Consider the following 24,530-nt stretch of genomic DNA (forward strand, 5'->3'; position numbering starts at 1 on the left):
AACGGGGCGCCTCAGCCCGGCACGTAGAAGCGGTACAGCGCCTTGTACGGCACGCGCGCCTGCTTGCCGATGTCGGCGGCGGTGCAGCCGTCGGCCGGCGCCTTGCCGGCCTCGGTCGCCAGGCGCTGCACGTAGCTGACGCGGCCGAAGACGCCGTCGCCGCTGGCCGACTTGGCCGCCAGCAGCAGCCACGGGATCGCCTTGCCGGCCGCATCGTCCTGTTTGGCCTTGACCTCGCCGACCACCTTGCTGCCGTCGTTGCCTTCCCAGGTCGGGCCCGCGTAGTGCTTGCCGATGACGGCGCCGGCGGCGTCGAACAGCGCCGCCTCGGGCGCCTTGAACACCCACTCGGCCTGCGCCGGCTCGGCCTTGGCGGCGCTGCACACATAGATCTGCACACCGCTGGCGTTGGCCGCCAGCGACAACTGGTGGCCGGCCGGCGGCTGCAGCGCGGCAGGCACGGCCACCGGCGGGAAGCCGGCGCTGGCGCAGCCGGACAGGGCCGCCGCGATGGCGGCGGCATGGAAAAGGCGGGCGCTCATAGGTTTTCCTCCATCTTATTGAAAAAGCATTTTACGCAAATTCGTGCGGCTTGGCCGATAATCATCACCATCGGCCCGCGCTATCGGGCAAAATCATATACAGTTAAGCAAGACTCGGAGCCCACATGAAACGGAACCTGCATCTGCTGATCATCGATCCGCAAAACGATTTTTGCGATCTGCCGGCCAGCTACCTGCCCGACAACCCGGCCACCCGCGCGCACCACGCGCCGGCGCTGCCGGTGCCGGGCGCCCACCAGGACATGCTGCGCCTGGCCGGCCTGATCAACCGCGGCCGCGCCGGCCTGACCGCCATCAGCATCACGCTCGATTCCCACCACCGCTTCGACATCGCCCACCCCACCTTCTGGATCGCGCAGGACGGCGCCCCGGTGGCGCCGTTCACCGAGATCAGCGCGGCCGACGTGCGGGCGGAAAAATTCCTGCCGCGCCATCCGGCCGCCCTGCCGCTGGCGCTGAACTACCTCGACAAGCTGGAAGCGGCCGGCCGCTACCGCCTGATGGTGTGGCCGGTGCACTGCGAAATCGGCACCTGGGGCAACAACGTCCACGACGACGTGCGCGCCGCCTATGGCGCCTGGGAGGAAGCGTCGCTGGGCATCGTCGCCAAGCTGGCCAAGGGTTCCAACCCGTGGACCGAGCACTACTCCGCCGTCATGGCCGAAGTGCCGGACGCCGACGACCCGGACACCCAGCTCAACACCGGCTTCATCGCCACGCTGGCCGAGGCCGACCAGGTCTACATCGCCGGCGAGGCCGGCAGCCACTGCGTCAGGGCCACGGTCGAGCATATCGTTGAACACCTGGGCCAGCCGCTGTCCAAGCTGGTGCTGCTGACCGACTGCATCAGCCCGGTCGCCGGCTTCGAACCGCAGTACCAGGCCTTCCTGCAGGCGATGCAGGCGCGCGGCGTGCAGCTGATGCAGACGGCCGACGTGCTGCCCGAACTGCTGGCCAACGCCAGCCGCGGGCTCGGAACGGACCCAGCATGAACCAGCCCATCGTCCGCAGCCTGCTGGAAACCGATTTATACAAATTCACCATGTGGCAGGCGCTGCTGCATGGCCATCCGAACTCGCACACCGAATACGAATTCGTCTGCCGCAACGCCACCGCCTACCCGCTGGCCGAGCTGCTGCCCGACATACAACGCGAGCTCGACCACCTGTGCTCGATGAGCTTTACCGAGCAGGAATTGAACTACCTGCGCTCGCTGCGCTACATCAAGAGCGACTTCGTCGACTTCCTCACCGTGTTCCGCTTCCAGCGCAAGTTCATCGACGCGCGCGTTGAAGGCGGCGCGCTGGCCATCCACGCCAGCGGCCCGCAGGTGCACGTGATGGGCTTCGAGATCTACGTGCTGTACATCGTCAACGAGCTGTACTTCCGCCGCTTCGACCAGGCCGCCGCGCTGGCGGAAGGGCGCACGCGGCTGGCCGCCAAGATCGCCGCGCTGCAAGCCTTCGGCGCCGAGCCGGCCAAACGCAACCCCTTCGAATTCTCCGACTTCGGCACGCGCCGCCGCTACTCCAGCGCCTGGCATGACGAAGTGGTGCAGCGCCTGGCGCGCGAAGTGCCGCAATACTTCAAGGGCACCTCCAACGTCTACCAGGCGATGCGGTTCGGCCTGGTGCCGATCGGCACCATGGCGCACGAATACATGCAATCGTTCCAGGCCTTCGGCGTGCGGCTGCGCGATTTCCAGAAAGCCTCGCTGGAAGCGTGGGTGCAGGAATACCGGGGCGACCTCGGCGTCGCCCTGACCGACGTGGTCGGCATGGACGCCTTCCTCGACGACTTCGACCTGTACTTCGCCAAGCTGTTCGACGGCCTGCGCCACGATTCCGGCGACCCGGTGGCGTGGGGCGAAAAGGCGCTGGCCCACTACGCCGCGCTGCGCATCGACGCCAAGACCAAGCGCCTGGTGTTCTCGGACGGCCTGAACCTGGAGACCGCGTTCGCGCTGTACCGCCACTTCGCCGACCGCATCATGACCGGCTTCGGCATCGGCACCCACCTGACCAACGACGTCGGCCTGACGCCGCTGAACATCGTCATGAAGCTGGTGTGCTGCAACGGCCAGTCGGTGGCCAAGCTGTCCGACTCGCCGGGCAAGACGGTGTGCAAGGACGAAACCTTCCTGGCCTATCTGCGCCAGGTGTTCAACCACCCGGCGGCCTGACATGCACGGCATGCTCTACCTCTATCTGACCAACGCCGCCATGTTCGTCGTGATCGGGGTGGCGCTGCTGCTGGTGTGGCGGCGCCACCGCAGCCAGGGCTTCGCCCGCGACATGGGCTGCTCGACGCTGTTCGCCGCGCTGCTGGCGTTCGGCTATTTGATCCGCACCGAAGCGGCGGCGCCGTTCGACATGCTGGGCCTGCCGCTGGTGCTGGCCGGCGCCATCGGCAACCTGATCTTCCTCGCTTCCAGCGTGGCCCAGCTGGCCGGCCGCCGCCTGCCGCGCGGCGCCGCCATCGCCATCGGCGTGGGCGCGGCCGTCGCGCTGCTGGCGCCGGCGCCGGCCGCCAAGCTGGTGTTCTGGCCGCTGTTCAATCTGCTGGTGCTGATGGGCACCGGCGTGCTGGCGATGCGCTGGCTATGGCGCACCCATGCGCTGGAACGGCTGGTCGGGCCGCTGCTGGTCCTGCTGGGCCTGAACCAGCTGCTGCTGGTGTTCTACGGCGAGCAGGGCGTGGCCGCCAGCATCTTCTTCGCCACCCTGCTGCGCGCCGGCATCGGCACCGTGTCCGTGCTGTCGGCGCTGGAGGGCGCGCTGCGCGACGCCGGCAAGCTGGCCGCGCGCTTCCAGCTGCTGACCGAACACTCGGTGCAGGGCGTGGTTGTCACCGACGGCGAGCGCATCCTGTACGCCAACCCGGCGGTGCGCGGGATCTACGGCATGCCGCTGGGGCAGGGCAACTACGTGGTGATCGCCGACCTGCCGCCGGACAGCTTCAGCGACGAGCAATTGCAGCGCCAGCACCGCGCGCTGCAGGAAGGCAAGCTCGACATCGCCAACTGGGAAGGCCGGCGCGAAGTGGCGGGCGGGCGCGAGCTGGAGCTGCGCTTCGAAGCGTGGCGCGTCGAATGGGATGGCGTGGCCGCCACGCAAATCCTGATCACCGACGACACCGAACGCAACGCCAGCGCCCGCGCGCTGCTGCACCAGGCCACGCACGACAAGCTGACCGGCCTGCCCAACCGCACCGTGCTGATGCAGCGCCTGAAGGAATACTGCTACCTGGCCGACGGCTCGCTGCACTGCACGCTGGTGGTGCTCAACATCGACCGCTTCAAGCTGTTCAACCAGAGCCAGGGCCACGTCACCGGCGACCACGTGCTGAAAGCCTTCGCGGCCAAGCTCAAGGAAGCGCTGGGCGCGCGCGCCGAACTGATACGGCTGGGCGGCGACGAGTTCGCCATCGTCGACCCCGACGAAGGCAATGCGCGCGACATCGCCGAACGGCTGCAAAGCGCCTGCGTGCAGGCGATCAAGGTGCCGGCCGGCGAATACTTCATCGACGCCTCGATGGGCATGGCGGTCTTCCCCGACAACGCCGGCAACGCCGAAGCGCTGCTGCGCGCCGCCAACGCCGCCATGTACCAGGCCAAGCGCACGCCGGGCACGGCGCTGGCGATGGCCGAACAGCGCTTCGAGCAGATGTCGAGCAAGTCGCTGGACAATGAACAGGCGCTGCGCAAGGGCATCCGCAACCACGAAATCTACCTGGACTACCAGCCCAAGATCGACGCCGTCAGCGGCAAGCTGCTGGGCTTCGAGGCGCTGGCGCGCTGGATGCGGCCGGGCGTGGGCATGGTCAGCCCGGTGGAATTCATCGCCATCGCCGAGCGCACCGGCCTGATCCCTGAGCTGGGCGCCATGCTGCTGGAGCAGGCCTGCCGCCAGATCGCCGCCTGGCACGCCGAGCTGGGCGACTGCATGCCGGTGGCGGTCAACGTCTCGCCGATGCAGTTGCTCAACCGCGGCTTCCTGCAGCTGGTCGAGCGCGTGCTGGGCGAGACCGGCATCCCGCCGCGCTGCCTGACGCTGGAGATCACCGAAAGCGCCGCGGTCGACAACCTCGACGACACGCAGCTGCAGCTGCAGCAGCTCAGCGCGCTGGGCATCGATGTGGCGATGGATGATTTCGGTACGGGTTTTTCGTCGCTGAGCATGCTGCGCCAGCTGCCGCTGAGCACGGTAAAGATCGACCGCGGCCTGATCGACCCGCTGCCGGCGCCGGACGCGGTGGCGGTGGTGATGGCGATCTGCCAGCTGGCGGCCGCGCTCGACCTGCAAGTGGTGGCCGAGGGCATCGAAACGCTGGAGCAAGCGGTGGCCGCGCGCGACGCCGGTTGTCACGCGCTGCAAGGCTTCTTCTACGCGCGGCCGCTGACGGTGGCCGACGCCGGCGAATGGATGCGGCGCCAGCAGGCTGGCGCCGACAGCGGCGGACTGGCCGGCCTGCTGGCCGGCTGACTACGCCGCCGTGGAGCCGAAGCCGCCCATGATGGCGTCGGCTTTCTGGCCCTCGTCTTCATCGTAGATATCGATGGTCAGCATGGCGCCGCTGCGCTGGCGGGCCTGCGCGGCGGCGGCCGGGCCGCCCGGCGTCAGGGAATCGAGCAGGTTGCCGACCATGCTGGTCGACACGCTGGGCGGCAGCGTCGTATGCTTGGTCAGCTTGACGCAGGACGGCGGAAAGCCGCTGGCCAGCAGGGCGCTGCGGGCGCTTTCGGCGTCCGTCACCTGTTCGAAGTTGCGGTGGATGGTGCGGGTCATGATGAGCCTCCTTCTTGAGACTGCGCAGTCATGGGCGGCTTAAAAGCCGGAGACCACGGTTTCGAAATGTTCCACTTTCGGTGGCAGGGCGAAATGGCTGCCCACCAGCCCGCGCCAGGTCAGGAAGCCCTGGCTGCCGCGAAAATCCACCGTATGATGCTCGATCGTCTGCCAGCCCACCACCAGATGGTAGGTATCCGGCACCTCGATATCGCGGTCCAGGCGCATCGACAGGCAGCCGGTGGCGTTCTTAAACACTGGCACCGCCTCGGCCACCGCAGCCTGGAAGGCCGTGTGCGATTCGGGTTTGATGTACAGCTCGGCGACTTCATAAATCATCAGGCATTCCTTTCAAGATATATGCCTCTATTGTGCCTCAAGCGCGGCCGGCGTGCGCAGGATGAACAACATCGCCTGTTGCGCCAGTTGCTGCAGATCGGCGCCGCTGCCGGGCTTGTACCATTGCACGGTCCAGTTCAGCGCGCCGAAGATCAGCAGACGATCAAATTGCGAGGGCATGGCCCAGTCGCCGGAGCGGTGCAGGGCGGCGATGGCTTGGTCCCAGACGGCCTCATAGCGGTCCTTGAGCGCGATGATGCGTTCGCGCGAGGCGGCGTCCAGCGAGCGCCATTCGTACAGCAGCACGGCGATGAAGTGGTGGTCGGGCGCCAGCAGCGTGTGCAGGTGGGCTTCGACCAGCTTGCGCAGCAGCGCGCGCGGCGGCAGCGGCTGGCGGGCGATGGCCTCGATCTCGGCCAGCGAGTGCGCCAGGCCTTGCTCCATGATGGCGGCCAGGATGTCCTGCTTGGTCTTGAAATGGTAGAACCAGCTGCCGGCCTGGATGCCGGCGGCGGCCGCGATATCGCGCACGGTGGTGTTGTCGTAGCCCTTGGTGCGGAACAGCTGGGCCGATTTCTCGATCAATTCCGCGCGCAGGCGGCCGCCTTCCCCTTTCTGGGGCCGGCCGCGTTTCTTCGGGCTGGGGGCGTCGAGGGCAGCGGCACTGGGCATGGCGTGGGTCGGGCGCGGTGGTGTGGCTTTCATTTTAATGCAGTGCGATGGCGGTGTTGAGAAAAAACCATACGGACAGCGTATTTTGTGCTGCATCGCAACAACGTGGCGCAAAGATGGGCTTGAGGCAGATCAGGACTGCGGTTCGGCGCCGGGATTAAGCTGGCCGGACAGGGGTGGGACCGTGCGATGACAGCGAATAAAAAGGCGTTAGCTCAGCTTGACAACGGCAGGCACGGTGCCGAGGATGAGGATATGGACGTCCAGATTGAAACATTGAGACAGGAGAGCGCGGCGGGCATCAGGGAAGTCAACGCCCGCGTCGACGAGTTGCGCCGCGAGACTACGGCTCGCATTGACGAGTTGCACCGCGAGACCACGGCGCGGATTGACGCGCTGCGCAAGGAAACCGCAGACAATTTCAACCACCTAGACGGCAAGCTGGAGCAAATCCGGAAAGAGACTGCCGACCATTTCCTGGCCGTGCACGCGCAGATACGCGAACTGCAGAGGGAAACCTCTTTCCGCATGGACGACATGCGCAAGGGAACCGGTAGCCATATCGACGCTGTGTGCGCACGCATGGACGACATGCGCAAGGAAACCAGTAGCCATATCGACGCTATTTGCGTACGCATGGACGACATGCGCAAGGAAGCCAGTATCCATATCGACACTATGCGTGCACGCATGGACGACATGCACAGAGAAACCCTTAGCCATATCGGCAATTTGCAGCGCGAGACTACCGTCCGTATCGACATGGTCATTTATGAAAGCCAGAAACGTATGGATCGCAGCGACGCCCAGTTCCGCTGGCTGGTTGCGCTATTGCTCTCCGGTTTCCTGGGCATGTTCGGCCTGCTGGCCAAGTCCATGGCCGTGATTTAGCGGGCTGGGGGAGTGTTGGTGCCGGTATATTTCCCGACCGCCGGCGCCGGTAGTAGCCGCCTCGGAGAGGCGCTAAATGGTCGTTCTGTGTGAGAACTGCGCTCACTATAACGGGCAAATATGACGGGCGTTTGACGTGCTGTTGAGAGTAAGATGCGTCGCCGGGCAAAGTGCGGTAGAATGGAGATCTGTGGGGACGACCTGGTTTCGACGTGGGTTGCAAAGCAGAACAGGGCATACCGAGGCCTGGCTACCTCGTAAATACACCCAGAAAAACTTAACTGCAAACGATAACTCGTACGCACTGGCAGCTTAATTGCTGTTAGCTCCTAAACGCTTCTTCCCTGGGGCGGACCGTTAAAAGTCATGGAGTCATTTACAGGGAATCGCACTGTGAGGGGTCACTTCAATCCGTGCTAAATCTAAGGTGAATCGCTAGTCCAAAACGTGCACGTCCGTGTTGTACTGGTTAAATTAAATGATAGTGCTAAGTATGTAGAACTGTCTGTAGAGTGCTTGCGGACGCGGGTTCGATTCCCGCCGTCTCCACCACTAATTCGTTTTAAGCCGCTTCATGAAGTACAAAAAACCCGCCTCCGAGCGGGTTTTTTACTATGTGCGGCCTTCCTCCGACGTCCGCCAGCCCTGTTGATTACTCATCCCCGGTGAGCGCTACGGTCGCCGGCATTCATCCCGCCGGCGCCGGTTTCCTCCCCGATTTGCGGTCATTCGTCGCATGGGCGAAAACACGCGCACCCGAGCCGCTAGAATGGCGGCACAAGTTCAACACGAGGGATTCAATGAGTTCTCCCGCATTTCTGCCATTCAATGCTCCTCCCGTACCGGAAGTCAAACACGACCGCCGCCTGGTGCGCCGCTACCTGCTGCAATCGGCGCTGCGATTCAATGCCGGTTCGCTGCTGTTCCTGTCGCTGGCGATCGCGCTGATGCCGCTCTGGCTGAACTTCGGCACGGCCGCGCCGGGCGAATTCGAGGCCCGCAAGCTCAATCCGTACATGGTCGGCGGCGGCGTGCTGGCGGTGATGGCCTGGTTCGCGATGATGTCGAGCGGGATCGCCCGCAGCTATCTTGCCCGGCTGGTCGAGGAGGGCAAGGCACTGTGTGCCGAGGGAATGGCTTCTTCGGTGACGCGCCGCATCGATGCGCCGTTCAACCCCTATACCACCTTTGACCTGTGCACCGAGTCCTTGTCGGGACTTGCGCTCGGCACGGCGCTTGGCTACTCCGGCCCGCCGGCGTTCTTCCACGACCCATTCAAGGGCCGGATCGTGCTGGGCCGCTGGCGGCCGCTGGCGCTGGGGCGCCATGTGGAGGTGAGGGTATCGCCCGATTTGGGTCCCAGCTGCCGCATCGAGCTGCGCTGCCGCCCGGGCCTGGCCTGGTTCGCGATCCAGCAGGGCGAATCGCTGAAGGCCGCCGAGATGGTGTGCGCCCAGCTACGCCAGCACCTCGCGCGCCATGCAAACGCACTGGATGCGGCCCGGCGCGAACGCGAGCTGGAACGCACCTCGCTGCAGGCGCGCCTCTCGGCCTTGCAAGCCCAGGTCGAGCCGCACTTCCTGTTCAATACCCTGGCCAATCTGAAGTACCTGATCCGCACCAACCAGCATGCCGCGCAGGACATGCTTGACCATCTGGTCGGCTACCTGCAAAACGCGCTGCCGGATATGCGCTCGGTGTCCTCGACGCTGGGACGAGAATCGGATTTGGTGAGCGACTACCTGGCGGTGATGCGCATCCGCATGGGCGCGCGACTGCGCTTCGCCGTCGATGTGGACGAGGAGTTGCGCAGTCTGCCGTTCCCGCCGGCGATGCTGATCTCGCTTGTGGAAAACGCCGTCAAACACGGGCTGGAGCGGGCCAGCCGACCGGGCCTGATCACCATCAGCGCACGGTGCGAGAGCAAGGGACAAGGCAAGCTGCTAAGCGTGTCTGTGGTCGACGACGGCGTCGGCTTGACCGAACAGGCCGGACAGGGCACGGGGCTGGCGAATATCGCAGAACGCCTGCAACTGTTGTATGGGCGCGAGGCCAGCCTTGTCGTGGAGCCCGGCGATGGACAAGGCGTGCGCGCCGTGCTGACGGTGCCTGTGGCAGGAGACCAAGCCTGATGCCGCGCGCCCTGATCGTCGAAGACGAGCCGCTGTTGCAGGCGGAACTGACGGACCAGCTGCGCGTCCTGTGGCCCGAGCTGCAGATCGCCGGCCAGGCCGAAAACGGCATTGAAGCGGTGGCGTGCATCGATGCATTGAAACCGGACATCGTGTTCCTGGATATCCAGATGCCCGGCCTGAACGGCATGGAGGTGGCGCGTCATATTCCCGAGTCCTGCCAGGTGGTGTTCGTCACGGCTTACGCGGACTACGCGCTTGCCGCTTTCGATGCCGGCGCGGCCGATTACCTGGTCAAGCCTGTGACCACCGCACGCCTGCTGCAGACGATCCGCCGCCTGAAGTCGCGCGCGGCCGCCAGCCCGCCGCCGGCCGTGTGGGAAAAGCTGTTCGAGCAGGAGAGCGCGCCGGTCTACCTCAAGTGGATCAAGGCTTCGAGCGGCAATACGGTGCGGCTGGTGATGGTGAGCGAAGTGCTGTACTTCCAGTCGGACGAGAAGTACACGCGGGTGGTGACGGAGAGCGGCGATGCGCTGATCCGCCTGCCTCTCAAGTCTCTGCTCGAACAGCTGGACCCGCAGCTGTTCGCGCAAATCCACCGCAGCGCCATCGTCAACCTGCAGGCTGTCGACCGGATCGAACGCAGCGAACAGGGCGCGCGCGGCGGCGCCGGCCTGGAGGTGATACTGAAAGGCCGGGCCGAGCGTTTGACGGTGAGTGAAGGGTTTACCAGGCAGTTCCGCCAGATGTAGCCGGGCAAGAGCGGTACTGTGTTTGCGCCTTTTGATTTATTCTTTTTCATGGAGCCACATCCTATTATGCGACACCTCTTTTCCGCAGCAGTCATGATCCTGTGCATCACCGCTCTCCCCATCGCAGGCGCACAAGCACAGCGGCCTGCCGCCACCGTGCAACAGTCGCGGTCGTTGAGCGCGGCAGACAAGGCCGCTGCCGTAGACCTGTTAGCCCAGCGCCTGTCCGACAAATATGTTTTCGCCGACGAAGGCAGCAAGATGGCCGCCGCCGTTCGCGATCACTTGCTCAAAGGCGACTACGAGAAGGCCGCGACGGATGCTGAATTCGCGGACTTGCTGACGACCCATATCCAGGCTGCCCACCCGGACAAACACTTGAGCATCCGCTACGCCCTCAACGCGCCACCTGATCGGCCTCGTCCCTCGCTTGACCACGGCGTGCCTGCCGAGATGCTGCAGCGTATGACCGAAGTGGGGCAATACTTGAACTTTTCCTTTGAAAAAGTGGAGCGCCTACCCGGCAATATCATGTACCTCAAGCTGAACGGGTTTTTTTCAGCGGATATCGGCAAGGCCGCCGCTACTGCCGCAATGAGCCTGGCAGCCAATGGCAACGCGATGATCATTGACCTGCGCGAAAATCATGGCGGCGACCCGCGCATGGTGGCGCATGTGGCAAGTTACCTGCTTGGGGACAAGAAGGTTCATCTGTCGGACATCTACTTCCGCGCCGAGAATGAAACCAACTCGTTCTGGAGCGATCCAGCCGTTCCAGGTGCGCGCTTTGGCGCAGACAAGCCCGTCTATGTGTTAACCAGCGGCGAAACCTTTTCCGCAGCCGAGGATTTTACGTACAACCTCCAGGCGATCAAGCGCATCACCGTAGTTGGTGAAACAACCGGAGGCGGTGCGCATCCGGTCCAGCCATTCCGTATCGATCCGAACCTGGTCGCCGTGATACCGGTAGGACGTTCAATCAACCTGATCACAAAAGGCGATTGGGAAGGAACCGGAGTCAAACCCGACGTTGCCGTCGCCGCAGACAAGGCCATGACCAAGGCCAATGCGCTGGCCTTGCGTCAGGTGCTGCCAAAAATCAGCAACCCGAAGGAGCGGTCTATGCTTGAGAAAAAGCTCGCCGAGCTGGAAGCGGCTTTGTAAATCGCTATTGATGTGTTGCACCCTGCAGCGGAACTCCCACCAGGCAGTCGATGTCCAAACCACATGGCGCTGGCGTACATCTGGCAGCGATACGGGGAGCGGATGATGGGCCGAGGACGACCAAAGCAGGGCGACGGAGCAGCGCCAACCGAGACCGCCGCCACCTACCGCGGCCACATGGCCGAAGAGTGCCGGCGGGCCTGCGCGCGGCGCAGCGCGATGTCCCTGAGCACGGTGCGCGGCCAAGCCGACCAGCAATGGGGGCTGGCGCTGTCGGGCGGCGGCATCCGCAGCGCCACGTTCTGCCTCGGCGTGCTGCAAGCGCTGAGCCGGATTCCTGCCGCCGCGCTGCCCGCGCCGCCCGGTGTCGCCAGGAGCGGCCAGGCCAGCGCCGCGCACGACTGTCTGCTGGCCCAGTTCGACTACCTGTCCACGGTCAGCGGCGGCGGCTACGTCGGCAGCTTCTTCGGCAGCTTGTTCATTCCCGGCCGCCTGGGGAGCCCGACGCCTGAAGGCAAGCCCCAAACCGACCAGGAGGCCGCGCAACAGGCCTACCAGGTGTTCACCTGCGATGCCCCGCGCATGCGCGAGGCGCTGCGCGAGCATCTCGGCACGGCCCGTGGACGCGCCGAGATGGCCATGGCGTGGCTGCGGGAAAACGGCCGCTACCTGTCCCCGGTCAGCGCCGGCGATACGCTGTACGGCGCCGCGACCGCGCTCAGGGCCTGGCTGGGCATGCAATACGTGCTGGGCACGCTGCTGGCGTGCCTGTTCCTGGTGCTCGGCCTGGCCAAGCTGGCCTACGGATACGGCCTGGCCTGGGCGTATGCCGCTGATGGAGCGGCAGGAGCGGTCGGGCCGGGCGGACTGCTGCCCCAATGGTTGAGGTTCGCGGCCGGCCCCGCGCTGTGGTGCAGTCCGTTGTGGGACCTGGTGGCGTTGCTGGCCGCCGCATGGGTCGCGCCCTGCATCCTGGCATTCTGGCTCATCTATCCACGCCCCAACAGTACGATCGGCGACAAGCCCGACCTGCGGGCTGCGCTTACATCCTTCCCCCGGGACCTGGGCCGGCAATCGGGCTGGCTGCCGGCGGTGGTCATGGCTGGCCTGATCCTGCTGTTGAGCGGCATCGCGGCCGCCGTGTCCGCGCTGCATGAGGCCGACTGGACGCGCCTGTTTTATGTGGCCGTCGCGGCCTCGGCCCTGATGCTGCTGGCCATGATCTGGTGGTTCGGCACCAGCGTCGGCAACCACGCGGTGATCGGCAACCACCGTGTGGTGCTGACCCGCTGCCTGACCAGCGGCCTGCGCTGGAGCGGCGCCGTGCTGTTCGTCGCGCTGGTCGACACCGCCGCGCAATGGCTGTACATGAACCCTGCGCTGCGGATGCACTGGCTGTCGCAGCTGACGCTGGGCGGCGTGATGACCTGGCTGGTGCACATGACCCAGCACCAGATCAAGGCCGGCACCAGCCAGCCCAAATTGCGGTTGCCGCTGGACCTGTTGTTCGGCGCTCTGGGCCTGTTGCTGGCCTTCGTCTTGTGCGTGCTGTGGGACATGGCGGTGCTGTGGCTCGAATGGAATGGCGGCATACCGCGGCCCGGCCCGCTCGCCGCGGCAGTTGCCGGCCGCTTGCCGCTGGTGTCGATCAGCCTGGCCTGCGCGCTGGCCCTGGTGCTGATCGTCGCGCACTACCCGCAATTTCTCAACCTGTCTACGCTGTCCGGACTGTACGGCGGCCGCCTGACCCGCGCCTACCACGGCGCCTCCAACGGCAAGCGCTTCGAGCACGCCTCGGCGGCGGCCCGCAGCTCCGCCGAGCCCGAGGCCAGCGACCACATCCCCTATGCCGCCTATACCCGGAACCAGATGGCGCCCATGCATCTGATTAACATCTGCCTCAACCAGAACGTCGACCCGTCGGAACAACTGGTGCAACGCGACCGCAAGGGGCGGCCGATGGTCATCCTGCCCGGCATGCAGAACCATCCTGTCGTGCCCAACATCGCGGTCGACGGCCAGATCCTGCATCCGGACCCGGCGCTGCTGGCCCAGAGCGACACGCTGACCATAGGCGAGTGGGTGGCGGTCTCGGGCGCCGCGGTCAGCAGCGGCATGGGGCGCGGCACCACGGCCGCCAAGGCTTTCCTGCTGGGTCTTGCCAACGTGCGGCTGGGACGCTGGTGGCAGTCCGGGATCCCGGCGAAGCCGGACGACGAGCGCAACCGCCTGGCCAGATGGATGCGCCGCTACTTCCCGACCCAGGTGTATCTGGTCGAGGAATTGACCGCCCATTTCCACGGGCTGCGCCGCCGCTTTCACTACCTGAGCGACGGCGGCCATTTCGACAATACCGGCATCTACGAGTTGCTGCGGCCGGAGCGCCACATCAAGCTGATCCTGGCCTGCGACTGCGGCGCCGACCCGGCCTACCAGTACCATGACCTCGGCGTCCTGATCCGCCTGGCCCGGATCGACTTCGGCCTGGACCTGCGCCTGGCGGACGGCGCGCAAGCGGCGGCGCTGGGGGACGCCTTCGGCAGCTTCGAGACCATGCGGCGCGGCGACCGCGACGGCCGCTGTGCTTTGCTGCTCAACGGCTACCGCCCGGGCAGCGCACCGGAAGGCGCGCCGGACGTGCGCATCGTCGTCCTCAAGCCGGTGCAGGTCGGCGCCATGCCGGGCGACCTGTGCACGCACGCGGCCGACCAGCCGCAGTTTCCCCAGCAGACCACGGCCGACCAGTTTTTTGACGAGGCACAGTGGGAGAGCTATCGCAAGCTGGGCGCGCTGATCGCCGAGCGTGTGCTGGGGGCCGGCCAGGCGCATGCCGCCGTGCTCTGGCCATGCCTGAGCAGCTAGGGTGTGGCGCTGGTAGAATCGTGCTCTCCAGTCTCCCCGCACAGGCCGCCATCCATGCTCAAATTCGCCCAACCCCAACTCGATGAAGACACCATCCAGGCCGTTGCCGCCGTGCTGCGTTCCAACTGGATCGCCACCGGTCCCAATGTGACGGAACTGGAGCGTGCCTTGTCGGAGAGCTTCTGCGGCCGCCCCACGCGCGTGCTGACGTCGGCGACCGGCGCGATGGAGATCGCGCTGCAAGTGTGCGGCATCGGCCCCGGCGACGAGGTGATCACCTCCGCGCAAAGCTTTTTCTCCGCGATGAACATGATCGTCAAGGTCGGCGCCACGCCGGTGTTCGTCGACTGCGAGCTGCACAACCGCGCCATCGACCTGGCGCAGGTGGAGGCGGCCATCACGCCGCGCACCAAGGCCATCATGCCGACCCACTTCCCCGGCGCGCTCGGCGACATCGACGCGCTGTACGCGCTGGCCCAGCGCCACCAGCTGCGCGTGATCGAAGACGCCGCGCTGGTGCAAGGCTCCTACTGGAAGGACCAGCCGGTCGGCGGCTTCGGCGACATCGCCACCTTCAGCTTCCACCCGAATAAAAACATGACCACCATCGAAGGCGGCGCCATCGTCGTCGCCAGCGGGGACGAGGCCAAACTGGTGGACCTGCTGCGCTTCCACGGCATCCAGCGCCTGCCCGACGACACGCGCGACGTCGCCGTCGCCGCCGGCAAATTCAATATGTCCGACGTCTCGGCGGTGATCGGGGTGCACCAGTTGAAGCAGCTGCCGCGCTTCCTGGCGCAGCGCGCCGCACTGGTGGAACGCTACTTCGAAAAATTCCCATCATTGCCAGGCGTGGTGCTGCCGCCGCAAGGCGTGCCGCGCCAGAGCTGGAATATGTTCAACGTGCTGATCCCCTACGAACGGTTCGGCCACACCCGCAAGAGCTTCCGCGCCGCCTTGCAGGAGCAGGGCGTCGGCACCGGCATGTCGTATGAGGCCTGCCACCTCACCACCGTCGGCAGAGGCTACGGCTACACCGACGGCCAGTTCCCCAACGCCGAGCGCATCGCGCGCGAAACCGTCACCCTGCCGCTGCACGCGTCGATGACGGCGGAGGATGTCGACCACGTCTGCGCCGTGGTCGCACAAGTCCTCAAGGCCTGACCTTACATGCCGGGCGCCGGCACTTCCGGGATCTGGTTGCGCAGGCTGGCGTTGATGGTGTTCCAACCCTTGATGACGGCGATGGTGTAGCTGATCTCGGCGATCTCGTTGTCCGTGAAGTGCTGCTGCAGCAGCGCGAAATCGTCATCGCTCGGATGCTGGTGCGGCAGCGCGTTGACCGCCTCGGCCCAGTTCAGCGCTGCGCGCTCGCGGTCGCTGAAGAAGGGCGCCTCGCGCCAGCCGGCGATGGCGTTCAGGTGGCGCGGATTGGCTTCCTGCTTGATCAGGTCGCGCCAGTGCATATCGATGCACACGCCGCAGCCGTTGATCTGCGACACGCGCAGATTGATCAGCTCCACCAGGCGCGGGCCCAGCGAACTTTTCTTGACGGTGCCGGACAGCGCGATCATCGCCTGCAGGTTGGCGTGTGCGAGCTGGAAGAAGGGGATGCGTGCGGAGTGGTTCATGATGGTGCCTTTCGGTGGTTTGAGGGCACACCATTGCGCCCTCCATACCTGTTAGACGCCCCGGCTTCACATCCTGTGACAGCTTTTCAAAAAAATCTCAAATAAATTGCGGCACGCCGGTCAGCTTGTCCGGATTGCGCACGATGAAGATCGAAACGATGGCGCCGTCCTCCACCAGGAAGGACTGCGCCGACTCCAGCTTGCCGTCCACATAGCGGATCAGCCCCGGCTCGCCGTTGACGCGCGCCGCCCGGTAGGCGACCTTGTTCGGATTCTGGTGCTCCAGCGACCAGTACATGCCGGCCACGCGCCCGGCTCCGTGCAGGATGTGCAGGAAGGAGTTGACCTTGCCGCCACCGTCGGCCACCATCTGCACGTCGCCCGCCATCATCGCCTTCATGGCGGCGCGGTCGCCGACCTTGGCCGCCTCGATGAATTTGCCCAGCAGGTCGCGGTGCTGGTCCTTCGGCACGTCGAAGCGCGGCTTCTGCTGCTGCACGCGCTCCTGCGCCCGGTGCACCATCTGCCGGCAGGCCGCCTCGCTCTTGCCCAGCACCTCGGCGATATCGGCGTAGTCGTGATCGAACACCTGCCGCATCAGGAAGGCCGCGCGCTCCTCCGGCGACAGCCGCTCCAGCACCCACAGGAAGGCCACCGACACCTCGCTCGCCATCTCGGCGCTGCTCTCGGGCGTGCGCTCGTCCAGCTCCACGATGGGCTCCGGCAGCCACCAGCCGACATAGGACTCGCGCTCCGCCATGCGTCCGCGCAGGCGGTCGATGGCGAGGCGGGTGGTGATCGTCACCAGCCAGGCCTCCGCCGACTGCACGGCCTCCTGCGCGCTGCCGTGCCAGCGCAGCCAGGCATCCTGCACTACGTCCTCGGCGTCGGCGCGCGTGCCGAGCATGCGGTAGGCGATGGAGAGCAGTCGCGGACGCAGGGCGTCGAAGGTGATGGTGTCGGTCATGGCAGGTAAAAGTAGTGGTCCTTCAGCTTAGACGTGGCGGCATTCCATTTTGTGACAGTGTTGCACAACTGTTGATCCCATGTTGGTTTTGCAGCACCTCGCGCTGCAGCAAATGAAATACAACACCGCGCACAAATTTATTTTACGTTCCCGCTGCAAGCCGCGCCAGTCCACAGAAGGAGCGCTGCGTCTTTATCCAGAATGTGAATTTAGATGTACGTAATGATTCGTGTGCGGCGCAACAAATTATCCTTAATCTGGCATGACACTTCAACAATAACGGGAACCGCCGTGGACAAACTACTTACCTTCCCCGACCAGTCCGGGATGACCTTGTCGATCCGCGCCAAGGCCTTGCTATTTCACGATCCGCGCTCGTCGGAGCTGCTGCAGCAGGTGGAGCGCATCGCCCGCAGCGACGCCACCACCCTGATCGTCGGCGAGACCGGCACCGGCAAGGAGCTGATCGCCCGCCACATCCACAACCAGAGCGGACGGCGCGGTCCCTTCGTCGCGGTCAACTGCGGCGCCTTCAGTGAAACGCTGATCGACGCGGAGCTGTTCGGCCATGAGGTGGGCGCCTTCACCGGCGCCACGCAGGCGCGCTCCGGATGGTTCGAGGCGGCCAACGGCGGCACCCTGTTCCTCGACGAGATCGGCGACCTGTCGCTGGCGCTGCAAGTGAAGCTGCTGCGCGTGCTGCAGGAGCGGCAGGTGGTGCGCCTCGGCGCGCGCCAGCCGATACCGTTGAACGTGCGGCTGGTGGCGGCCACCAACGTCGACCTGCACAAGGCGATAGCGGCCGACCGCTTCCGCTCCGACCTGTACTACCGCCTCGGCGTGGCGACCGTGCACCTGCCGCCGCTGTGCGAACGCACCGGCGACATCCTGCCGCTGGCCCGCCACTTCATCGACGTCTACAGCGGCAAGCTGAAACTGGAGGATGTCACGCTGTCGTCGGACGCCAAGGTGGCGCTGCTGTCCTACGAGTGGCCGGGGAATATCCGCGAGCTGGAAAACGTCATCCACTTCGCGCTGATCGTCTGCCGCGACAACCAGATCCAGGCCGAAGACCTGAAGCTGACCGGCATCTCGCACCGCCATCACACGCACCTCGCGCGGCAGGCGCCATCCGCGCCGCCGCCTCCGAGTGCGGACAGCCTCCAGCAGCAGCTTGCTGCGCTGGTCAACAGCATGATAGACAGCGACCAGCCGGACCTGTTCGACCGCTTCGAGGAAGCCGTGGTGCGCACCGCCTTCGACTCCTGCCACCGCAACCAGGTGCAGACGGCGCGGGTGCTGGGCATCAGCCGCAACATCCTGCGCACGCACCTGAAGCGCTTCGGCCTGATCGGCTTCGAAGCGGCGGGGGAGTTGGGTGCGGTGGGCGGCGCCGCCAGCCACGGCGAACTGCTGCAGCATTGATGGGGGCCGCGACCATGCGTCTACAGGCGCACCGGCTGGCCTGCGCGCGCGGCGAGCGGCAGCTGTTCAGCGATCTGAATTTCGAACTGCAAAGCGGCGAAGCCTTGTGGCTCAAGGGCGGCAACGGCAGCGGCAAAACCAGCCTGCTGCGATTGCTGTGCGGACTGGGGCGGCCGCTGGCGGGGGAGGTGCGCTGGAACGGCCGGCCTATCCAGCAGCTGCGCGAAGACTATCACCGCCAGCTGATCTACTGCGGCCACGCCAGCGCCGTCAAGGACGACCTGTCGGCCTGGGAGAACGTCGCCACCGCCAGTACCTTGTCCGGCACCGCGTGCAGCCGTGAGCAGGCCGTGGTGGCGCTGGTCAGCGTGGGCCTGGGCGGTGCGGCCGACCTGCCGGCGCGCGCGCTCTCGCAGGGGCAGCGGCGCCGGGTCGCGCTGGCGCGGCTGGCGATCGATCCGCTGCCGCCGTTGCTGCTGCTCGATGAGCCGTTCGTCGCGCTGGACCAGGCGGCGGTGCAGTCCCTGTGCCGTACGCTGAACCGCCACCTGGCGTCGGGCGGAATGCTGATCTACACCACGCACCAGGCGCAGGCTTTGCAGGCGCGGAGGCTGGAGCAGTTCGACCTGGACCGGCTGCTGCCATGCTGACCGCGCTGGCCCATGTGATACGGCGCGACCTGCTGCTGGCCTTCCGCCGCCGCACTGACATTCTGAGCACGCTGACGTTCTTCGTCATCGTCTGCACCCTGTTCCCGCTGGGCGTGGGGCCGGAGCCGGAACTGCTGCGCACACTGGGCCCCGGCGTGCTGTGGGTCGCCGCGCTGCTGGCCAGCACGCTGGCGCTGAACCGCTTGTTCGGCCACGATCACGCCGACGGCACGCTGGAACAGATGCTGCTGTCGTCCGAGCCGCTGGTGCTGATCGTCGCCGGCAAGGTGGCTGCGCATTGGCTCATCAGCGGCTTGCCGCTGGTGCTGCTGACGCCCTTGCTGGCCTTGCAGTTTGGCCTGGACGGACAGGCGACAACGTCGCTGGCTTTGAGCCTGCTGGTCGGCACGCCGGCACTGAGCCTGGTGGGCGCCATCGGCGCCGCGCTCACCTTGGATGTGCGGGGCGGCGGCGTGCTGGTGGCCTTGCTGGTGCTGCCGCTGTACGCGCCGGTGCTGATCTTCGGCGCCGGCGCGGCAGTCGCCGATGCCGGCAGCAGCACGGCCGAAGCCAACTTGCTGCTGCTCGGCGGCCTGTTGGCCGGCGCCGCCGCGCTGGCGCCGTGGGCCACCGCATCCGCATTGCGTATTTCATTGGAATGACTGAAGAGGGAACATCACCGTGCTAAGTATCCGAACCACCTATACCGCCGACGCAAGCCCGCCGCGCACCGGCCGCTGGCTGCGCTACGCCGCGCCGCAGGCCTTCTTCCCGCTGGCCGGCCGCGCCATACCCTGGCTGCTGGCCGCCGCGTTGCTGCTGTCGGCTGTCGGCCTGTATATCGGCCTGTTTGCCGCACCGACCGACTTCCAGCAGGGTGACGCCTACCGCATCATCTTCGTCCACGTACCTGCGGCCTGGCTGTCGATGCTGATCTACGTGGCGATGGCTTTCTGGGCCGCCGTCGGCCTGGTGCTGAACACGCGGCTGTCGTCGATGATGGCCAGCGCGCTGGCGCCCACCGGCGCGCTGTTCACCTTCCTGGCGCTGTGGACCGGCGCGCTGTGGGGCAAGCCGACGTGGGGCGCATGGTGGGTGTGGGATGCGCGGCTGACGTCGGAGCTGATCCTGCTGTTCCTCTACATCGGTTTCATGGCGTTGCAGTCGGCGATCTCGGACCCGCGCCGCGCCGACCGTGCCGGCGCGGTGCTGGCCCTGGTGGGCGTGGTCAACGTGCCGGTGATTTACTTCTCCGTCCAGTGGTGGAACACGCTGCACCAGGGCTCGTCGATATCGCTGCGCAGCGCGCCGACGATGGCGACGCTGATGCTGCAGGGGATGCTGATCATGACGCTGGCGCTGTGGGCCTACGCCATCGCCGCCACGCTGCAAAGGCTGCGCGCCATCGTGCTGGAACGCGAGCAGCATACGGAATGGGTACAACGTTACATCACGGAGAAGCAATGATTTGGGATAGCTGGAACGATTTGATCGCGATGGGTGGGTATGCGAAGTACGTGTGGGGTTCGTTCGCCGTGGTGGCGCTGGTGCTGGCGGGGGAGCAGGCCGCATTGGCGCTGCGCCGCCGCGCCGCGTTGAAGGCGGCCCGCTCGGCGCAGGCACCGGGAACGCGCGCATGACGCGCCGTCAACAACGCCTGGCGTTGCTGGCCGCCGCCTTGAGCGCGTTGCTGGTGGCGGCGTGGCTGATACTGTCCGCGTTCCAGAAAAACCTGGTGTTCTTCTTCACGCCCAGCCAGGTGCTGGCGGGCGAAGCGCCGCACAACAAGAGCTTCCGCATGGGCGGCATGGTCGAACCGAACAGCCTGAAACGCGAAGCCGACGGCATCACCGTCAGCTTCATCGTCACGGATACGGTTCAGCGCCTGCCGGTGCACTATCGCGGCATCCTGCCGGACCTGTTCAAGGAGGGCAAGGGCGTGGTCGCGCAGGGGAAGCTGGGCGACGACCACCGCTTCGTGGCCGACGAAGTGCTGGCCAAGCACGATGAAAACTACATGCCGCCGGATGCGGCCTACGCGCTGAAGAAAGGCCGCCAGACTGCCAAGGTGGACAAATGATCGCCGAACTGGGTAACTTCGCATTGATGCTCGCACTGGCCCTGGCGCTGGTGCAGGCCAGCTTGCCGCTGCTGGGCGCATGGCGTGGCAACCAGCGCTGGATCGCGCTGGCGCGGCCCGCTGCGGCCGGGCAGTTTGTCTTTGTCAGCGCTGCTTTCGGCTGCCTGCTGGCGGCGTTTGCCATCAACGATTTCTCGGTGGCGTACGTGGCATCCAATTCCAACTCGATGCTGCCGATTTACTACCGCGTGGCGGCCGTGTGGGGCGGCCACGAGGGCTCGCTGCTGCTGTGGGTGCAGATCCTGGCCGGGTGGACGGCGGCGGTGGCGGTGTTCAGCCGCCGCCTGCCGGCGGCGATGACGGCGCGTGTGCTGGGCGTGATGGCATGGATCAGTGTCGGCTTCCTGCTGTTCATGCTGTTCACATCCAATCCGTTCGACCGCCTGCTGCCGGCCGCACGCGATGGTCGCGATCTCAATCCGCTGTTGCAGGACTTCGGCATGATCATCCATCCGCCCTTGCTGTACATGGGGTATGTCGGCTTCTCGGTGGCCTTCGCGTTCGCCATCGCGGCGCTGCTGGGCGGCCAGCTGGACGCGGCATGGGCGCGCTGGTCGCGGCCGTGGACGCTGGTGGCGTGGGCCTTTCTCACGCTGGGTATCTTCATGGGCAGCTTCTGGGCCTACTATGAACTGGGTTGGGGCGGCTGGTGGTTCTGGGATGCGGTGGAAAACGCATCCTTCATGCCCTGGCTGGTCGGCACCGCGCTGATACATTCGTTGGCGGTGACGGAGAAGCGCGGCAGTTTCAAGAACTGGACGGTGCTGCTGGCGATTGTCGCGTTCTCGCTGTCGCTGCTGGGAACCTTCCTGGTGCGTTCCGGCGTGCTGACATCGGTGCATGCGTTTGCCACCGATCCGCGCCGCGGCCTGTTCATCCTGGTCTTCCTGGCGATCGTCATCGGCGGTTCGCTGGCGCTGTACGCGTGGCGCGCGCCATCGGTGGGCTTGGGCGGCCGGTTCGCACTGTTCTCACGCGAGTCGCTGCTACTGTTGAATAACGTGCTGCTGCTGACGGCGGCCGCCACGGTCCTGCTGGGGACTTTGTATCCCTTGCTGCTGGATGCGCTGGACCTCGGCAAGATATCGGTGGGCGCGCCGTACTTCGAGGCGGTGTTTGTGCCGCTGATGCTGCCGGTGCTGGCGCTGATGGCGGCCGCACCCTTCGTCGAATGGAAAACTGCGGAGCTGCGGCCGGTGCTGGCGCGCGTGTCGCGCATCGGCCAGGCCTCGCTGTTGTTTGGCCTGGCGGCCTGGCTGGGTTGGAAGCTGACGCCCGCCGTTGCGGGTAGCTTGATGCTGGCGGTGTGGATAGTGCTTGGTACCGCGCTGCATCTGTTCCAGCGCGTGGCGGCGGCGGGGGAGGGCGTGTCGCTTGGCCGTCATCTGGGCAAACAGCCGTTGAGCTACTGGGGCATGCTGGCGGCCCACGCCGGCGTGGCGGTGTTCGTGGTCGGCGTCACGCTGGTCAAGGGAGGCGAAGTGTCCGAGGACGCCAGCTTGCGCGTCGGCGACAGCATCGTCAGCAATGGCTGGCGCTACAGCTTTACCGCGCTGGAGAAAGTCGACGGACCGAACTACATCGCCGCCCGGGCCACCTTCGAAGTGCAGGGAGTGGACGGCCGGGTGCTGGTGCTGCGGCCGGAGAAACGCTACTACACCGTGCAGCAGATGCCGATGACCGAAGCAGCCATTGATCGCGGCTTCACGCGGGATATCTATTTGTCGCTGGGCGAGCCGGGCAAGGATGGCGCGTGGGCGGTGCGTGTGCAGAGCAAGCCGTTCGTCGGCTGGATCTGGGCGGGCTGCCTGATCATCGCCAGCGGCGGCCTGCTGGCAGCATCCGACAAGCGCTACCGGCTGGCGCGGCAGGGAAGCGTTTCCCCGTCCGCCGCCGAAGTCCGATTTAATCTGGAGAGCATATGAAACGATACATTTTGCCGCTCGGCGGCTTTGCGGTACTGCTGGTTTTCCTGGGCATAGGCTTGCGGCTCAAGCCGCAGGAGATACCCTCGCCGCTGATCGGCAAGCGTGCGCCGGCATTCTCGCTGCCGCAGGTCGAGGATGCGGGGCGCACCTTCAATTCGAAGGACATGGCGGGCAAGGTTTGGGTGCTGAACGTGTGGGCATCCTGGTGCGCGCCTTGCCGCGCCGAGCATCCCGCGCTGCTGGAGTTCTCGCGCTTGGCGGCCGCGCCGGTGGTGGGGCTGAACTACAACGATGTGCGCGGCGATAGCCAGAAGTGGCTGCGGGAGTTTGGCAATCCTTACCAGGTGTCCGCGTTCGACGGCGATGGCAAGACCGGCATCGAGTTCGGCGTGTATGGCGTGCCGGAGACCTTCGTCATCGACAAGCAGGGGCAGATACGCCTGAAGCTCACCGGGCCGCTGACCTCCGAACTGATACGCGAAAAGCTGCTGCCCATCATACGGGAGCTTAATCATGCCTGAGCTGCGGCGTAGTCTGGCATGCCTGGCTGCGGTGTGGTCTTTGCTGGCGCAGGCTGCGCCATCGCCGGCCGACGCATCGGCCGATGCCGCGTTGGAGCTGCGCGTTCAGCACGTGGCCGAACAGCTGCGGTGCCTGGTCTGCCAGAACCAGACCATCGCCGATTCGCACGCCCAGCTGGCGCTGGATCTGAAGAAGGAAGCACGTACCCAGCTGGCCCGCGGCCGTTCGGAGCAGGATGTGATTGATTTCATGGTGCAGCGCTACGGCGACTTCGTGCTGTACCGGCCGCCGTTCAAGGCAAATACCTGGCTGCTTTGGCTGGGACCATTCGCGCTGTTGGCCATCGGCCTGCTGACGCTACTGTATCAATTGCGGCAACGCGGTTTCGCAATGGAGGATTCGGAATGACGAGCTTTATCCTGATCGCGGGCGCCATGCTGGCCTGCACTCTGCTGTTTGTACTGCCACCGTTGTTGCGCCGCGAAGTCGGCGGCGACGCGCCCGTGAAGCTGCCGCGCCAGCGCTGGCCGGTGATACTGGTCGGATTGTTTGTGCCGCTGCTGGCGGTGTCGCTGTATGCGTTGCTGGGCACTCCTGCGGCGCTGGAGCGTCCATCGGAACCGGCGCTGGCCGCCGCATCGCCCGGCGCCGCCGTCGGTCCTGAACAGGTCGAAGCCATGGTGGCCCGGCTGGCTGCGCGTCTCGCCAAGGAACCCAATGACGCCAACGGCTGGCGCATGCTGGCGCGCTCGTACGAAACGCTGCGCCGCTTCGATCAAGCGGCCGACGCCTACCGCCATTTGCTGGCGCTGGAGCCGGCCACTCCGGAACTGCTGGTGGACTATGCGGTCGTACTGGGCATGACGCTCAATACCTCGCTGGCCGGTGAACCAGAAGCGCTGATCGCCCGTGCGCTGGCGATCGACCCGAATCACATCCAGGCCTTGGCGCTATCGGGCAGCGCGGCGCTGGAGCGCGGCGATTATGCAAGCGCCGTCAAGCCGTGGAAGAAGATACTGGCGCTGGTGCCTGCGGATTCGGATATCGGGAAATCGATCTCGGCGAACATCGCCCAAGCGGAGGCACAGGCGCAGCGGCGATAGTG

25 protein-coding genes and 1 other RNA gene are annotated in these 24,530 nt (G+C 65.7%); 20 read left to right on the plus strand and 6 right to left on the minus strand.

Annotated elements, in window-relative coordinates; genetic code table 11:
- Positions 1–11: 11 nt before the first annotated feature.
- Positions 12–542, minus strand: coding sequence for a DUF3455 domain-containing protein (locus tag DUGA2_RS14410; RefSeq protein WP_070269865.1), 531 nt, complete (start codon positions 540–542; stop codon positions 12–14).
- 125 nt (positions 543–667) lie between these two features.
- Here DUGA2_RS14410 and DUGA2_RS14415 point away from each other — a divergent pair, with 125 nt between their 5' ends.
- Genes DUGA2_RS14415 through DUGA2_RS14425 form a run of 3 tightly spaced genes read left to right on the plus strand, consistent with a single transcriptional unit; the run spans position 668 to position 5,047 of the window.
- Positions 668–1,555 carry a cysteine hydrolase gene (locus DUGA2_RS14415; protein ID WP_070269866.1) on the plus strand — a complete coding sequence of 296 codons (888 nt, stop codon included), beginning with the start codon at positions 668–670 and terminating at the stop codon, positions 1,553–1,555.
- Complete coding sequence (pncB, locus tag DUGA2_RS14420; RefSeq protein ID WP_070269867.1) at positions 1,552–2,745, plus strand: nicotinate phosphoribosyltransferase; 1,194 nt, start codon at positions 1,552–1,554, stop codon at positions 2,743–2,745. Before DUGA2_RS14415 ends, pncB begins: the two co-directional genes overlap by 4 nt.
- Position 2,746: 1 nt before the next feature.
- On the plus strand, positions 2,747–5,047 hold the full coding sequence (locus DUGA2_RS14425) for an EAL domain-containing protein (RefSeq protein WP_070269868.1): 2,301 nt from the start codon (positions 2,747–2,749) through the stop codon (positions 5,045–5,047).
- Here DUGA2_RS14425 and DUGA2_RS14430 read toward each other — a convergent pair whose 3' ends face one another.
- From DUGA2_RS14430 to DUGA2_RS14440, 3 genes are read right to left on the minus strand one after another with little or no spacing between them, the layout of a single operon-like run.
- Positions 5,048–5,350 carry a hypothetical protein gene (locus DUGA2_RS14430; RefSeq protein ID WP_070269869.1) on the minus strand — a complete coding sequence of 101 codons (303 nt, stop codon included), beginning with the start codon at positions 5,348–5,350 and terminating at the stop codon, positions 5,048–5,050.
- A 39-nt stretch (positions 5,351–5,389) separates the two neighbouring features.
- Positions 5,390–5,689 carry an antibiotic biosynthesis monooxygenase gene (locus DUGA2_RS14435; RefSeq protein ID WP_008446132.1) on the minus strand — a complete coding sequence of 100 codons (300 nt, stop codon included), beginning with the start codon at positions 5,687–5,689 and terminating at the stop codon, positions 5,390–5,392.
- Positions 5,690–5,716: 27 nt separating this feature from the next.
- Positions 5,717–6,361 (minus strand): TetR/AcrR family transcriptional regulator, encoded by a 645-nt coding sequence (locus DUGA2_RS14440; protein WP_070269871.1) that lies wholly within the window; start codon positions 6,359–6,361, stop codon positions 5,717–5,719.
- Positions 6,362–6,550: 189 nt separating this feature from the next.
- Here DUGA2_RS14440 and DUGA2_RS34500 point away from each other — a divergent pair, with 189 nt between their 5' ends.
- The 7 genes from DUGA2_RS34500 to DUGA2_RS14475 all read left to right on the plus strand — a co-directional run bounded on the left by DUGA2_RS34500 (position 6,551) and on the right by DUGA2_RS14475 (position 15,326).
- Complete coding sequence (locus tag DUGA2_RS34500; protein WP_229214690.1) at positions 6,551–7,252, plus strand: apolipoprotein A1/A4/E family protein; 702 nt, start codon at positions 6,551–6,553, stop codon at positions 7,250–7,252.
- 192 nt (positions 7,253–7,444) lie between these two features.
- Positions 7,445–7,804, plus strand: a transfer-messenger RNA (tmRNA) gene (gene ssrA, locus DUGA2_RS14450).
- A gap of 248 nt (positions 7,805–8,052) precedes the next feature.
- A complete protein-coding gene (locus DUGA2_RS14455) occupies positions 8,053–9,384 on the plus strand; it encodes a sensor histidine kinase (protein WP_168167792.1) in 1,332 nt (443 codons plus the stop codon).
- Positions 9,384–10,136 carry a LytTR family DNA-binding domain-containing protein gene (locus tag DUGA2_RS14460; protein ID WP_070269875.1) on the plus strand — a complete coding sequence of 251 codons (753 nt, stop codon included), beginning with the start codon at positions 9,384–9,386 and terminating at the stop codon, positions 10,134–10,136. Before DUGA2_RS14455 ends, DUGA2_RS14460 begins: the two co-directional genes overlap by 1 nt.
- A gap of 93 nt (positions 10,137–10,229) precedes the next feature.
- Positions 10,230–11,300, plus strand: a complete 1,071-nt coding sequence (locus tag DUGA2_RS14465; RefSeq protein WP_168167793.1) for a S41 family peptidase — start codon at positions 10,230–10,232, stop codon at positions 11,298–11,300.
- 102 nt (positions 11,301–11,402) lie between these two features.
- Positions 11,403–14,162 carry a hypothetical protein gene (locus tag DUGA2_RS14470; protein ID WP_141753278.1) on the plus strand — a complete coding sequence of 920 codons (2,760 nt, stop codon included), beginning with the start codon at positions 11,403–11,405 and terminating at the stop codon, positions 14,160–14,162.
- Positions 14,163–14,216: 54 nt separating this feature from the next.
- The gene (locus DUGA2_RS14475; RefSeq protein WP_070269879.1) at positions 14,217–15,326 is read left to right on the plus strand and encodes a DegT/DnrJ/EryC1/StrS aminotransferase family protein; all 1,110 of its coding nucleotides are present in this window, start codon (positions 14,217–14,219) and stop codon (positions 15,324–15,326) included.
- 2 nt (positions 15,327–15,328) lie between these two features.
- Here the strand turns inward: DUGA2_RS14475 and DUGA2_RS14480 are convergent, their stop codons facing one another.
- Together DUGA2_RS14480 and DUGA2_RS14485 are read right to left on the minus strand one after the other, a co-directional pair.
- Positions 15,329–15,793, minus strand: a complete 465-nt coding sequence (locus tag DUGA2_RS14480) for a carboxymuconolactone decarboxylase family protein (RefSeq protein WP_070269881.1) — start codon at positions 15,791–15,793, stop codon at positions 15,329–15,331.
- Between the two features lie 97 nt (positions 15,794–15,890).
- On the minus strand, positions 15,891–16,760 hold the full coding sequence (locus DUGA2_RS14485; protein WP_070269883.1) for an RNA polymerase sigma-70 factor: 870 nt from the start codon (positions 16,758–16,760) through the stop codon (positions 15,891–15,893).
- Between the two features lie 291 nt (positions 16,761–17,051).
- Between DUGA2_RS14485 and DUGA2_RS14490 the strand changes: the two genes are divergently transcribed.
- Genes DUGA2_RS14490 through DUGA2_RS14535 form a run of 10 tightly spaced genes read left to right on the plus strand, consistent with a single transcriptional unit; the run spans position 17,052 to position 24,528 of the window.
- The gene (locus tag DUGA2_RS14490) at positions 17,052–18,185 is read left to right on the plus strand and encodes a sigma-54-dependent Fis family transcriptional regulator (protein WP_083296328.1); all 1,134 of its coding nucleotides are present in this window, start codon (positions 17,052–17,054) and stop codon (positions 18,183–18,185) included.
- Positions 18,185–18,835, plus strand: a complete 651-nt coding sequence (ccmA, locus tag DUGA2_RS14495; protein WP_070269888.1) for a cytochrome c biogenesis heme-transporting ATPase CcmA — start codon at positions 18,185–18,187, stop codon at positions 18,833–18,835. The genes DUGA2_RS14490 and ccmA overlap by 1 nt, the downstream gene beginning before the upstream one ends.
- Positions 18,829–19,497 (plus strand): heme exporter protein CcmB, encoded by a 669-nt coding sequence (gene ccmB, locus DUGA2_RS14500; RefSeq protein WP_070269890.1) that lies wholly within the window; start codon positions 18,829–18,831, stop codon positions 19,495–19,497. Before ccmA ends, ccmB begins: the two co-directional genes overlap by 7 nt.
- 28 nt (positions 19,498–19,525) lie before the next feature.
- Positions 19,526–20,302: a heme ABC transporter permease CcmC gene (ccmC, locus tag DUGA2_RS14505; RefSeq protein ID WP_070270249.1), complete on the plus strand. Its 777-nt coding sequence runs from the start codon at positions 19,526–19,528 to the stop codon at positions 20,300–20,302.
- Positions 20,299–20,475, plus strand: coding sequence for a heme exporter protein CcmD (gene ccmD / locus DUGA2_RS14510; RefSeq protein WP_070269892.1), 177 nt, complete (start codon positions 20,299–20,301; stop codon positions 20,473–20,475). The genes ccmC and ccmD overlap by 4 nt, the downstream gene beginning before the upstream one ends.
- On the plus strand, positions 20,472–20,915 hold the full coding sequence (gene ccmE / locus DUGA2_RS14515; RefSeq protein WP_070269894.1) for a cytochrome c maturation protein CcmE: 444 nt from the start codon (positions 20,472–20,474) through the stop codon (positions 20,913–20,915). Before ccmD ends, ccmE begins: the two co-directional genes overlap by 4 nt.
- On the plus strand, positions 20,912–22,900 hold the full coding sequence (locus DUGA2_RS14520; RefSeq protein ID WP_070269896.1) for a heme lyase CcmF/NrfE family subunit: 1,989 nt from the start codon (positions 20,912–20,914) through the stop codon (positions 22,898–22,900). Before ccmE ends, DUGA2_RS14520 begins: the two co-directional genes overlap by 4 nt.
- Entirely contained in the window at positions 22,897–23,424 is a 528-nt protein-coding gene (locus DUGA2_RS14525; RefSeq protein WP_008446148.1) for a DsbE family thiol:disulfide interchange protein, read from the plus strand. The genes DUGA2_RS14520 and DUGA2_RS14525 overlap by 4 nt, the downstream gene beginning before the upstream one ends.
- Entirely contained in the window at positions 23,417–23,833 is a 417-nt protein-coding gene (locus tag DUGA2_RS14530) for a cytochrome c-type biogenesis protein (protein WP_070269899.1), read from the plus strand. The genes DUGA2_RS14525 and DUGA2_RS14530 overlap by 8 nt, the downstream gene beginning before the upstream one ends.
- Positions 23,830–24,528, plus strand: a complete 699-nt coding sequence (locus tag DUGA2_RS14535; protein ID WP_070269901.1) for a tetratricopeptide repeat protein — start codon at positions 23,830–23,832, stop codon at positions 24,526–24,528. Before DUGA2_RS14530 ends, DUGA2_RS14535 begins: the two co-directional genes overlap by 4 nt.
- Positions 24,529–24,530: the final 2 nt, after the last annotated feature.

Origin of the sequence: Duganella sp. HH101 (assembly GCF_001758795.1) — a bacterium.
Classification (GTDB): Bacteria; Pseudomonadota; Gammaproteobacteria; order Burkholderiales; family Burkholderiaceae_D; genus Rugamonas; species Rugamonas rivuli.